Origin of the sequence: Agromyces sp. CCNWLW213 (genome assembly GCF_037199545.1) — a bacterium.
Taxonomy (GTDB): domain Bacteria; phylum Actinomycetota; class Actinomycetes; order Actinomycetales; family Microbacteriaceae; genus Agromyces.
The window spans coordinates 100043-112580 of record NZ_JBBBDX010000004.1; the positions used below are offsets into that span (position 1 = coordinate 100043).

10 protein-coding genes are annotated in these 12538 nt (G+C 74.0%); 5 read left to right on the top strand and 5 right to left on the bottom strand.

Going from position 1 to position 12538, the window contains the following annotated elements:
- Positions 1 to 13 precede the first annotated feature (13 nt).
- The 5 genes from WBQ80_RS09820 to WBQ80_RS09840 form a co-directional block, all read right to left on the bottom strand.
- Complete coding sequence (locus WBQ80_RS09820; RefSeq protein WP_336573112.1) at positions 14 to 991, bottom strand: ABC transporter substrate-binding protein; 978 nt, start codon at positions 989 to 991, stop codon at positions 14 to 16.
- Between the two features lie 266 nt (positions 992 to 1257).
- Entirely contained in the window at positions 1258 to 1794 is a 537-nt protein-coding gene (locus WBQ80_RS09825; RefSeq protein ID WP_336573113.1) for a glutathione peroxidase, read from the bottom strand.
- A gap of 99 nt (positions 1795 to 1893) precedes the next feature.
- A complete protein-coding gene (locus tag WBQ80_RS09830; RefSeq protein WP_336573114.1) occupies positions 1894 to 4851 on the bottom strand; it encodes a helix-turn-helix transcriptional regulator in 2958 nt (985 codons plus the stop codon).
- 122 nt (positions 4852 to 4973) lie between these two features.
- The gene (locus tag WBQ80_RS09835; RefSeq protein ID WP_336573115.1) at positions 4974 to 5183 is read right to left on the bottom strand and encodes a hypothetical protein; all 210 of its coding nucleotides are present in this window, start codon (positions 5181 to 5183) and stop codon (positions 4974 to 4976) included.
- Positions 5184 to 5543: 360 nt separating this feature from the next.
- Positions 5544 to 6221 carry a pyridoxamine 5'-phosphate oxidase family protein gene (locus WBQ80_RS09840; RefSeq protein WP_336573116.1) on the bottom strand — a complete coding sequence of 226 codons (678 nt, stop codon included), beginning with the start codon at positions 6219 to 6221 and terminating at the stop codon, positions 5544 to 5546.
- A gap of 89 nt (positions 6222 to 6310) precedes the next feature.
- Here WBQ80_RS09840 and pdxR point away from each other — a divergent pair, with 89 nt between their 5' ends.
- From pdxR to WBQ80_RS09865, 5 genes are all read left to right on the top strand, one after another.
- Positions 6311 to 7768, top strand: coding sequence for a MocR-like pyridoxine biosynthesis transcription factor PdxR (pdxR, locus tag WBQ80_RS09845; RefSeq protein WP_337282534.1), 1458 nt, complete (start codon positions 6311 to 6313; stop codon positions 7766 to 7768).
- Positions 7769 to 7915: 147 nt separating this feature from the next.
- Positions 7916 to 8329 (top strand): LysM peptidoglycan-binding domain-containing protein, encoded by a 414-nt coding sequence (locus WBQ80_RS09850; protein ID WP_336573119.1) that lies wholly within the window; start codon positions 7916 to 7918, stop codon positions 8327 to 8329.
- On the top strand, positions 8326 to 8733 hold the full coding sequence (locus WBQ80_RS09855; RefSeq protein WP_336573120.1) for a hypothetical protein: 408 nt from the start codon (positions 8326 to 8328) through the stop codon (positions 8731 to 8733). The genes WBQ80_RS09850 and WBQ80_RS09855 overlap by 4 nt, the downstream gene beginning before the upstream one ends.
- A 96-nt stretch (positions 8734 to 8829) precedes the next feature.
- Positions 8830 to 10968, top strand: coding sequence for a S9 family peptidase (locus WBQ80_RS09860; protein ID WP_337282535.1), 2139 nt, complete (start codon positions 8830 to 8832; stop codon positions 10966 to 10968).
- Positions 10969 to 11145: 177 nt separating this feature from the next.
- On the top strand, positions 11146 to 12462 hold the full coding sequence (locus WBQ80_RS09865; protein WP_337282536.1) for an FAD-binding oxidoreductase: 1317 nt from the start codon (positions 11146 to 11148) through the stop codon (positions 12460 to 12462).
- Positions 12463 to 12538 lie beyond the last annotated feature (76 nt).

Consider the following 12538-nt stretch of genomic DNA (forward strand, 5'->3'; position numbering starts at 1 on the left):
GTGCCGAGGATGGTTACTTGGCCTCGGCGGCGCCGTTGATCGTGGCCTCGTCGATGCCGATGCCCGTGACGCCGTACTCGTCGAGGATCGCCTCGTAGGTGCCGTCGTCGATGAGCGACTGCAGGGCGGCCTGGATGGCCTTGGCGAACTCCCCGTTCTCCTTCAGCACGCCGATGCCGTTGAGCGTCGCGTCGTAGCCGTTGGGGGACTCGGGGTCCTCCACGACCTCGAAGGTCTCACCGTCGTTCGTGGTCTTCGCGACGTAGCCGGCGCTCGGCTTGGTGAGCAGCGAGGCGACGGCCTTGCCGCTCGTGATGGCGAGCTGCGCGTCGGCGTCCGACGGGAACTCCGAGAGGTTGATCGGGTCGAGGCCCTCGGCCTCGCACTCGCCCTGCCAGACGCCGGTGGCGAGGTCGACCTGGTTCGTCGCGGCCTGCACCGCGACGTCCTTACCGCACAGGTCGAGGTAGTTCTCGATGCCCTCGGGGTTGCCGGCCTCGACGAGGATGCCGGTGCCCGACGCGGAGTAGTCGATGAACGTGAGCACGTCCATGCGCTCCTCGGAGGAGGTGAGTGCGGCCATGACGACGTCGTACTTGGCGGCCTGGAGGCCGGGGATGAGGCCGTCGAACTCCTGCTGGCTGAACTCGAAGTCGACGCCGAGCTTGGCGCCGATGGCACGGCCGAGGTCGACGTCGACGCCGGTGAGCTCGTCGGAACCCTCCTCGACGAACATCTCGAACGGCGCGTACGGGGCGTTGGTCGCCACCTCGACGGCGCCGGCCTCGGCGATCTCCTCGGGGAGCAGCTCGGCGGCGGCCTCGTCGACGGTGATCTCGACGCCCGCGATCTCGAGGCCCTCCGATCCCGATCCGGCCTCCTCGGCGTCGGATGTGGTCGCGCATCCGGCGAGGACGAGGAGGGAGCCGGCGGCGAGCGCGGAGGCGGCGATCGCGCGGCGGGCGGGCGAGCGCGGGGGGAGTGCAGTCATGTGGGAGCCCTTCGTGCGGGTCGCTCGTCCGTGAGCGACGTCTGCGCACGAGTATGTAACAGATGTTTCAGGATTACTAGTGCTTCATCAACTTGTAACAATCAGCACAGCTGAGCAAAGCACGGGTTGAGTCTACGTCCCGCCGCGGATCGCTCCCGGTCGTCGTCCTCGCCGAGCCCGCGGCGAACGAGATCGCCCGCGGAGGGAACAGCCGGCCGGACGCGGGGTCGGCGGGGTCGGTGCCGTCGCCGGACACCGATCGACCCTCAGGCCGTCGCGCCCGAGCCGCCGGCCGCGGCATCCGCTCGACCCGCACCCGCACCGGGCAGCGCCGCCTCGATCGCGCCCACGATGGCGGGGTCGTCGGGCTCGACCGGCGGACGGAAGCGTCGGACCTCGCCCGACGGGAGCACGAGGAACTTCTCGAAGTTCCACACCACCGGTCCCGCCAGGCCGGCCGAGTCGGGCGACCGCTTGAGCGCGGTGAACAGCGGGTGCGCGCGGCGCCCGTTCACGCGGACCTTGTCGAGGATCGGGAACGTCACGCCCCAGGTCGCGGAGCAGTACTCGGCGATGTCCTCGTTCGACGACAGCTCCTGGAAGAACTGGTTGCTCGGGAAACCGAGCACCGTGAAGCCGCGGTCGCCGTAGCGGCGCTGCAGCTCCTCGAGCTTGGCGTACTGGGGCGAGAGCCCGCACCGCGAGGCGACGTTGACCACGAGTCGGACCTGGCCGGGCCAGTCGCCGAGCGTGCGGGTGTCGCCCGCCATCGTCTGGAACGGGATCGTCTCGAGCGAGGTCATTCCGCTGGTCTCCTTCGTACGCCATCGTCGGCCCGGCAACGGAAGCCACGCTAGCCGCAGGGGCTGGGAAGCCGCTCCGGATCGGTTCCGCCCGCGGGCTCAGTGCAGCGCACGGGCGCGGTACACGGCCTCGGTGCGGCTCGAGGCGCCGAGCTTGCGGAGGATGGCGGACACGTGGACGCTCGCGGTCTTGCCGCTGATGTACAGGCGCTCCCCGATCTGCCGGTTGCTGAGGCCCTCGGCGATGAGTTCGAGCACCTGGCGCTCGCGCGAGGTCAGCTCGGCGACGCCGTCGGCCGGGTCGTCGGCGCCGGCGACCCCGCCGGTGCCGCGGAGCGCCTCACCGCGCGTGGCGCGCTCGAGGGCGAGGCCCGCCTGCATGGCCACGTGGGCGGTGCGCGACTGCACGGCCACGACCCCGCCGGCGACGGCGGCGTCGTACGCCTCCTGCAGCGCGTCGCGCGCGGCCTGGCGGTCGCCCGCGTCGAGCAGCGCCTCGCCGAGTCGCAGCAGGGCGTACGGACGGAGGAATCCCGGCGCCGTCGCGGCGGAGGCCGCGTCGACGGCGGTGCGCCAGGCATCCGCGGACGGCGCCAGCTCGGCGTCGACGAGCGACGACCAGAGCGGATGCGTCGGCCAGAAGTCGAGCCGTCGGATCACCGCGCGCAGTGCGGGCTCGGCCTCGAGGATCTCGGCCGCCTCGGTCTCCGAGACGCGCGCCGGATCGTCGCGCACGGCGGCGATCACGCGCGCGAGCGCCCACAGCAACGGCTCGGCGTAGCCGGGCAGCGGGACTTCGCGCTCGTTCAGCACGACTCGCCCGTCGCGCCAGGCCTGGGAGAGGTCGCCCGTGGCGAGGCCGACCTCGGCCGCGACCCGCCCGACGCCGAGGCGCGTCTGCATCTCGACCTCCATGACGGGGGCCATGGTCGGGCGGAAGGCGCGGAGCAGCTCGGCCGCGCGCTCGGGTTCGCCCCGCCACACGAGGGCCCAGATCTTGGCCCGCTGCAGGTACACGCGGAACGGCGCGGAGGGTTCGAGCGCGAGCGCACGGTCGATCAGTTCTCCGGCGCGGTCCCATTCGCCGAGCGCGAAGAGGGGGTCGACCGCGTTCGAGGCCAGGATGACGCCCGAACTGCGCTCCACGCCCTGGCGGCGGGCCCGGTCGAGCCCCTCTTCCGCGAGGCGCACCGCCGCGCGGAAGTCGCCGACCAGGTAGGACAGGTCGGAGGCGTTGACCCAGTACCGGAGGAGCGCCGCACCGTCGCCCGCCGCGACCTCGCGCGCGTGCTCGAGGTCGGCGAGGGCGCGCTCGACCTCGCCGCGCGAGGCGCGGCAGACGGCCCCGACGTTCATCGCGATCGAGGCGTACCGCGGGTAGCCGATCGCCTGGGCCAGCTCGAGCGCCTCGTCGGCCACGCGCACGCCCTCGTCGATGTGCGCCTCGATCATGAGGCGGCCCGCGAGCCCGGTGAGCACCGTGACGCGGAGCTCGTCGGCGCCCTCGGCGGGCAGCGCCGCGAGCGCCTCTTCGAGCAGCGGGATCGAGCCGCCGCGGCCGACCATCGCGAGGTAGAGCGCCTTGTCGCGCAGCAGGCGCGGGTACTGCGGATCGTCGCGCGGGCACTCGGCGAGGGCGGCCTTCACGAGCGCGAGGCTGCGCTCGCCCTCGCCCGCGTGTCGCAGGTGCGACGCCGTGCGGCCCATGAGCTCGAGCCGGGTCATGCCGGCGACCCGCTCGGGGTCGGGCACGAGGCTCCACAGCTCGAGCGCGCGCTCGCCCAGCTGCGCGGCCGAGGCGTAGGCGACCGCCGCGCGCGCCTCGCGCATGGCCTGAACGGTCGCCGGGAACGCACGGACGGGGTCGCGGGCGCCGAGCCAGTGGTACGAGATCTCGGCCGCCAGGCGTCGCCCGCCTGCCGCGGCCTGGGCCTCGTACGCCTCGGCGTACCGGGCGTGGTATCTGGCGCGCTCGCCCGGGAGCAGGTCGGCGAGGATCGCCTCACGCACGAGGGCGTGCCGGAACGCGTAGTCGTCGCCGTCGATCTCGATCACGCCGTACCGCACGCTCTCGCGGGCCGCGGTGTCGAGGGCGGCCTCGTCGCCGCGGTGCACGGCGGACAGCAGCGCGTGCGGGACCCTGACGCCCCCCGTCGAGAGCAGCCGCAGGAACTCCTGCGCGTCGTCGGGCAGCCGCTCGTAGCGCGCGAGGAGGAGGTCGCGCAGCGTGTCGGGGACGAAGCCCTCGTCGCGGCATCCGTCGATGCCGACGAGCTCTTCGACGAAGAACGGCACGCCGTCGCTGCGGAGGAACACGGCGTCGAGCACGCGCTCGCTCGGGGTCTCGTCGACGATGAGCGACCGGACGAGGTCGCGGACCTGCGCCTGCGACAGCCGGGTGAGCTCGCGGCGCTCGACCCAGCGGTCGCGCTCGGCCTCGGTGAGGAAGCCCCGGAGCGGATGCCCGCGCGGGACGTCGTCGGTGCGGTAGGTCAGGAGCACGAGGAGCCGGCTCGACCCGAGCGACCGCAGCAGGAACCGCAGGAGCGCGAGGCTCGCGGCGTCGATCCAGTGCAGGTCCTCGAGGACGAGCACGATGGGCTCGTCTCGCGACAGGGTCTCGAGGAGCACGGCCACCGCCTCGTGCAGCTGGCCGCTGCCGGCGCCCCCGGGGGTCACGACGATCTCGCCCGTGCCGTCGGCGACGGAGGCCGCGAGCTCGGGCAGGAGCGCGACGAGCGCCGCGCGTCCGGGCCCGACCGCCTCGAGCGCGCGCTCGGCGCCCACCTGCGCGACGAGCTGCCGCAGCGCCCCCTTCACCGGGGCGTACGGCGCGGCGACGTCGCCGAGGTCGACGCACTGGCCGCGGATGAGCCGGACGTCGGGACCGAGGCCGCCGGTGAACTCGGCCACCAGCCGGCTCTTGCCGATGCCCGCCTCGCCGCCGATCACGGCGGTCGCGGGCGTGCCGGCCCGCACCGTCTCGATGAGGCTGCGGAGCCAGTCGAGTTCGGTGTCGCGGCCGACCATCGCGGGGCTCGACGGAGAGCTGGTCACCGTCCCATCGTCCCACCGACCGACGACATCGGCGCCGGGTCCTTCGACTCGGCGCCGCTGCGTCGGAGCGGGTGCGGCGCGGGCGTCCGCCGGCTCTGCGGCCGCCCGGTCGCCTCGGGCCCTCACCGGGCGAGGAGCGCCGCGTGGCGGCCGGCGTGGCGGCCGCGCGCGGCGCGGAGCCAGGCGCCCCTGGCCGGCGCGAGGCCGGTCGCGTCGGGGCCGGCGCCGGCCGCGCGCTCGGCTGCGGCCCGCTGGAGGGCGATGCGCTCCTCCGCCCGGCGCACGTCGGCAGCGTGCACGTGCATGGCCACGAAGCCTGCGGTGTAGTCCATGGTGTCCTCCTGATCTGGGCGATGATCCGAGCCTGCGCCCTGAGGCGGGGGCGGTTCATCGGGAGATGTGCCTATTTCTCAGGTCCGGGCGGTGAGGGGGCCTCAGACGGACGGTGCGGATGTCCGGGTCGCGCCGGCCTCAGTGGGCGAGGGTGGCCGTACGGCGGTATCCGTCGTTGCGGAGCTCGACCACGGCGGCCGACACGGCCCACACCGAGATGAGGGCGAGCACGAGCATCGCTGCGAACATCACGCACCTCCTTCCGTTCGTTTCCAGGTGGCCCGGGCGTACCCGCTCCGGGATGCTTCGAGACTCGTTCCTGAGGCACCCTCAGGACATCGGGCGATCGACGTAGTCGCCTACCTCAGATTCGCGGCCGCGACGGCGCGGGTCGCCAGAGCGATCACCGAATCCGGCACGGGAGTGCCAGCAGGGGTGAGCCCTGACGGGATCGGGGCGCCCCAGCGCCGCTCGAGCGGGAGCACTCCCGCCCAGGTCGAGTGGTCCTCGCCGTCGTCGCCCTCCTCGGAGGGGCCGCCCGAGCGCTGCTTCACCACGACGTCGTCGAGGCCCAGGCGCAGGACGCGCGTGGCCGCGACCTCCTTGCGCCGCGTGGCGCGGACCTCGGCGGGCCGGCCGGGCATGAGCCGCTCGGACAGGGCGAGCAGTGCGGCGTCCGCCTCCTCGGCCGGCACCGCCTCGAGCACGCCCTGCACGGTGGCGCTGCGGTAGTTCATCGAGCTGTCGAAGAGGCTGCGCGCGTACACGAGTCCGTCGAGCGCGGTCACCGAGAACGCCACGGGCAGGCGAGCGGATGCCGCGCGCAGGGCGAATCCGCCGCCGGTGGAGCCGTGCAGCAGCACGTGCTCCCCGACGCGCGCGTAGCCCATCGGGACGATGACGGGCACGCCGTCGACCGCGACCGCGAGGTGGCCGACGAGCTCGGTGTCGAGCAGGTCGAACAGGGCGAAGCGGTCGGTGGTCTGGCGGTCGGGCAGTCGGCGGATGCGGCGCGCGGGGGTCGTGGCGGTGGTCATGCCATCCAGCATGCGAGCCACGCTGGTATGGTTGGCAGACCAGTTCCCGCGCATCCGACCAGTCCAGTGCACGTTCGAAGGAGGATCCCGTGGACGGACCGCTGCTCGTCATCGACCGCGACGACGCCCGCCCGCTCGGACAGCAGCTCGTCGACGGGCTGCGCCGCGGCATCCTCGACGGGCGGCTGCGCGCCGGCGACGCCGTTCCGTCGACGCGATCGCTCGCGGACGAGCTCGGCGTCGCGCGCAGCTCGGTCGTCGCCGCCTACGACCAGCTCGCCGGCGAGGGCTACCTCGAGCTCCGGCAGGGCGCTCCGACGCGCGTCGCGCCCCTCGTGCGCGCCGAGGAGCGCGCCCAGCGCGCCCCCGTGGGGATCGAGGAGCGCGCCCAGCGCGCGTCTCGAGATCCCCACGACCCGCCGGAGGCGACGGCGCTCGAGCTCCGGCCCGGACTGCCCTCGACGGCGCGGCTCGACGAGCGCGCCTGGCGGGCCGCCTGGCGGGCCGCGGCGAAGCACACGGTGCCCGGCGACATCCCGCCCGTCTTCGGGTCACCGCGCCTGCGCGTCGAGGTCGCCGACCACCTGCGGCACGCGCGCGGCCTCTCCTGCTCGCCCGATGACGTCGTGGTCACCGCGGGCACGAGCGACGCCGTCGCGCTGCTCGCCTCGGCACTGCGCGTCCTCGTCGACGGAACGCCCCGGGTCGCGGTCGAGCACCCCGGCTACCCGTCGGCGCGGCGGGTGGTGCAGCGACGCGGCGCCCTCGAGACCGTGCCCGTGCCGGTCGACGCCGACGGGATCGACGTCGCGGCGCTCCGCGGCATCCGCCCGGCACCGCACGCCGTGATGGTCACCCCGCACCACCAGTACCCGCTCGGCGGCCGCCTGCCCGTCGCGGCCCGGCTCGAGCTGCTCGAGTGGGCCGCGGCATCCGGTGCCGTCGTCATCGAGGACGACTACGACAGCGAGTTCCGCCACGTCGGCGCGCCCCTGCCCGCGCTCGCGTCGCTCGATCGCGCCGGGCGGGCCGTGCTCGTCGGGAGCTTCTCGAAGGTCCTCACGCCGTGGCTCCGGCTCGGGTACCTGGTCCTGCCGGCGGACCCGGCGCTGCGGAGCGCGGTCGCGGCGGTGCGCGACGACGAGACCTGCCCGGTGCCCGGCATCGCCCAGGAGGCCATGGCCGAGCTGCTCGCCTCCGGGGCCGTGCGGCGCCACATCGCCGCGGCCCGGCGGGACTACGCGCACCGGCGCCGCCTCGTGCTCGAGGCGCTGGCGGGGATCCGCGGGGCCGACCCGACGGGCCTCGACGGCGGCCTCCACGCGGTCCTGCGCCTGCCCGCGCACCAGGTCTCCGCGCGCGTGGTCGCGCGACTCGCGGACGAGGGCATCGCCGTCTCGTCGCTCGCCGACTACTCCGCCGTGCCCGGCGAGGGTCCCGCGGGGCTCATCCTCGGGTACGGATCGCCGACCGACGTGCAGCTCGTGCAGGCGCTCGCGCGCGTCCGGGCGGCCGTCGAGGCCGAGCTCGCGGCATCCGTCACCTGAGGCCCTGTGCAACCGCGGCCCCGCGGCGATACAGTGAGCCCGTTCGCGGCCCCGAACGCCGCGGCGAGACGGGGGCGGGAAATGCGTCATCGGCGACCCGGAACACCTGCGGCCCTGCTCGCAGCCGGACTCCTCTCACTCTGCGGCGTGCTCACGCTGCTCGCCGGCTGCGCCCCGCCCGAGCGCATCGAGGCGGCGCCCGTGACGGTCACCGTCACGGAGACGGTCACCGAGGTCGTGACCGCCACGCCCGCCGCGCCCGCGACGCAGTCGAGCTCGCCGGACCCCGTGCCGAACGAGGCCGCGCCGGTCATCGAGTGGGGCCCGGCCTGGGACCTCGGGTCGCGCACCGGCGCGACGGGCACGCCCGAACTCGACGCCGACGGCGAACCGGAGCGCTACGTCATCGTCGCGGGCGACAGCTTCTTCGACGTCGCCCAGCGGTTCAACCTCCCGCAGCAGCAGCTGCTCCGCATGAACCCGCAGGTGCACGGGTTCGGCGAGACGGTCTACATCGGCGACGTCATCAACCTCGACTGGCAGAAGGCGGGGGTCGGGTGAACGAGGTCGTCACGCTCGAGCCGTGGAGCCCGTGGCCGCTCGTGTTCCCGGTGGCCGTCGTGCTCGCCGGCGCCGCGGTCTCGATCGCGGGCACGCGTCGGCGCAGCAAGCCCCTGCGCGAGACCGGCTACGTCGCGATCGTGTTCGGGGCGCTCGCGGCGGCCGCGATGACGTACTCGATGTCGGGCATCTGGGACACGCAGCAGCGCACCGACGCCCTCGTCTCGCTCGGCTACGAGACGCCCACGTTCAGCGGGGGGACGAGCCTCGCCGGCGGCGAACTGCCGCCCGTCGCCTTCCAGGCGGTGCGCGACGGCACGCGGGTCCGCGGCGTGATCGTCCAGGTCGAGGGCGACCGGTGGGAGGTCCGCGAGATCGACGAGGACGACGATGCGGAGCGATGACCCGGCCCGCCTCGCGACCGGCCCGCGGCATCCGCTCGCCCCCTGATCGCTGTGAGCGGATGCCGCGGAGCGGGCGGGCCGCGTAGCGTGGAGGTCGTGCTGACTCCTCCGGTGACCGAGAAGCGACCGACCGAACGCACCCACCACGGCGACCTGGTGATCGACCACTACGAGTGGCTGCGCGACAAGGACGACCCCGCGGTGATCGCCCACCTCGAGGAGGAGAACGCCTACACGAAGGCGAAGACGCGGCGCCTCGCGATCCTGCAGGAGCAGGTGTTCGAGGAGATCAAGCGCCGCACGAAGGAGACCGACCTCAGCGTCCCGACGCGCGAGGGCGACTGGTGGTACTACTCCCGCACCGTGGAGGGGCTGCAGTACGGCATCCACTGCCGGGTGCCCGTGCGCGGCGCCGACGACTGGGAGCCGCCCGCCATCCCCGAGGACGGCTCGCCCCTGCCGGGCGAGCACGTGCTGCTCGACGACAACGTCGAGGCGAAGGGGCACGAGTTCTTCTCGCTCGGCAGCTTCGACCTCACCGCCGACGGCTCGACGCTGCTCTACGCGGTCGACGTCGAGGGCGACGAGCGGTACACGATCCGGCTGCGCGCGCTCGACGGCACGGGCCGCGTGCTCGACGACGAGCTCCCCGGCACCGCGGCGGGCGCCGTGTTCGAGCCGTCGGGCCGCTACCTCTTCTACGCGACCGTCGACGACGCGTGGCGCCCCGACACCATCTGGCGGCACGAGATCGGCACGCCCGCATCCGCCGACGTGCAGGTGTTCCACGAGCCAGACGAGCGCTTCTGGCTCGGCGTCGGGCTCATGCGGAGCCGCCGGTACCTCGTGCTCGAGGCGGGCTCCCACGTCACGAGCGAGACCTGGCTGCTCGACGCCGCCGACCCCACCGGCGAGTTCCGCGTGGTGTGGCCGCGGCGCGACGGCGTCGAGTACGACGTCGAGCACGTGGTCGCCGGGGGGCGCGACCGCCTGCTCATCGTGCACAACGAGGGCGAGGCCGTGAACTTCGAGCTGGTGAGCGTCGCGGCCGACGATCCGCAGGGGCCGCGCCGGATGCTGCTCCCCCACGACCCGCGCATGCGCATCGAGGCGGCGCACGCGTTCCGCGACTTCGTCGCGCTCGAGTACCGGCGCGACGGCCTGCCGCGAGTGGCGATCGCCACGGTGCCGCCGCAGGGCCTCCCGGCCGATGCGACGCCGGACGACACGCTGCACGAGCTCGTGTTCGAGGAGGAGCTGTGCTCGGTCGGCGTCGGCGGCAACCCCGCGTGGGAGCAGCCGTCGCTGCGCCTCGGATACGGCTCGTTCGTCACGCCGTCGACGGTGATCGACGTCGACGTGGCATCCGGCGCCCGGACGGTGCGCAAGCAGCAGCCGGTGCTCGGCGACTACCACCCCGAGCGCTACGCCCAGAGGCGCGAGTGGGCGACGGCACCGGATGGCACGAAGGTGCCGATCTCGCTGGTCTACCGGCACGACCTGGTGACCCTCGGCGAGCCGGCGCCGACGCTGCTCTACGGGTACGGCTCGTACGAGCACGCGATCGATCCCGGGTTCGGCATCCCGCGCCTGTCGCTGCTCGACCGCGGGATGGTGTTCGCCGTCGCGCACGTGCGCGGCGGCGGCGAGATGGGCCGCCTCTGGTACGAGCACGGCAAGAAGCTGCACAAGAAGCACACGTTCACCGACTTCATCGCGGCCGCCGAGCACCTCGTCGAGCGCGACATCACCGCGCCCGACCGGCTCGTCGCGCAGGGCGGCTCCGCCGGCGGGCTGCTCATGGGCGCGGTCGCGAACCTCGCGCCGCGCCTGTTCTCGGGGATCGTCGCCGAGGTGCCGTTCGTCGACCCGCTCACCTCGATCCTCGACCCGTCGCTGCCGCTCACCGTCATCGAGTGGGACGAGTGGGGCAACCCGCTCGACGACCCCGAGGTCTACGCGTACATGAAGTCGTACGCGCCGTACGAGAACGTGCACCCGGTGACCTACCCCCGGATCCTCGCGATCACGTCGCTGAACGACACGCGCGTGCTCTACGTCGAGCCCGCGAAGTGGGTGGCGCGCCTGCGCGAGGTCGGCGCCGATCCCCTGCTCAAGGTCGAGATGGCGGCCGGGCACGGCGGCGTGTCGGGGCGGTACGCGGCCTGGCGCGAGCGCGCGTTCGCGCAGGCGTGGATCATCGACGCGGCCGGGGCGCACCCGAGCGGCGAGTAGCGGCATCCGGCCCTCGCCGCCACGCGGTGGAGTGCCGTTTCCGCGGTGAAGTCCCGCACGCTCGGCCCTCGAACGCGGAAACGGCGCTCCGACGCGAGCAGGAACGGCGGGATGTGCACGATTCGTGCCCTGATCGGGGCTCGCCGGATGTCGGCGGCCGGGTCCAGACTGTCCCCCATGTCGTTCATCACCGAGCTGAGTGAACGGATGCCGCAGCGCGTGCACGCGCCCGGCACCCCCGAGTACGAGACCGGGGCCGCGGTGTTCGCGGGCCCCGGCACGCCCGAGGCGGTCGTGCGCCCCTCGTCCGCCGCCGAGGTCGCCGACGCCGTGCGCGCCGCCGTCGCGGCCGGCACCCCGATCGCCGTCAAGAGCGGCGGCCACGGCTCCGACCCGGTCACCGGTGGGGTGGTGATCGACCTCGCCGACCTGAGCACGGTCGAGCCGGCGGGCGACGGCAGCCGGCTCGTGCACGTCGGCGCGGGCGCGCGCTGGGGCGACGTCGCGTCGGCGCTCGCCCCCCACGGGCTCGTGGTCACGTCCGGCGACACCCTCGACGTGGGCGTCGGCGGGCTCGCGCTCGGCGGCGGCATCGGCTGGCTCGCACGCACGCACGGGCTCACGATCGACATCGTCCGCGAGGTCGAGCTCGTGACCGCCGCGGGCGACGTGCTGACGGTGAACGCCGACTCGCACCCCGACCTGTTCTGGGCGCTGCGCGGCGGGGGCGGCAACTTCGGCGTCGTCACGCGCTTCACGTTCGAGGCCGCGCCGGTCGACGGGCTCGTCGGCGGGCACGTGCACTTCGACCAGTCCGACGTGCGCGCGGTCGTCCGCGCCTGGCGCGACGTGTTCCGCGACGCGCCCGACGAACTCAACTCGACGCTGCTCGTCATGCCGCAACTCATGCCCGAGATGCCCGCGGGTCCGCAGATGTCGGTCGCCCTGGTCGGCACGGAGGACGAATTGCGCCGGCTGCTCGAGCCGCTGCTGTCGCTGCCGTCGGTCACCGACGTCTCGCTCGGCCCGGTCGCCTACGCCGACCTGCTCGAGGAGGGCCCGCCCGGCAAGCCGCCGTTCCAGTTCGTCGGGGGCAACGGCTTCGTGCCCGACCTCTCCGACGCGGCGCTCGACTCGTTCGTGCGCGCGCTCGACCGCGAGGTGCCCACCATGCTGCTGCTCCGAGCCCTCGGCGGCGCGTTCTCCCGGGTCCCCGCCGATGCCACCGCCATCGCGCAGCGCGACGGCCAGGCGCTGCTCGCCGTCAACGGCATACTGCCCGACGACGCGAGCGACGACCAGGTCGCCGCCGCTCGAGCGGGCGCCGCGGAGGCGGTCGCCTTCACGAACGGCCGCTACTCGAACTTCACGCCCGAGTTCGGCGACGACGTCGCCGAGATCTACCCGCCCGCGACGCTCGAACGCCTCCGCGCCGTCAAGCGCGCGGTGGACCCCGGCGACGTGTTCCGGGCGAGCCATCACATCGCGCCGTGACTATCCGACCGGTGAGGTGAGCCGGGCGAGCTCGGCGGCGATCGCCGCGCGCACCACGCCCTCGCCGCCGAGCACG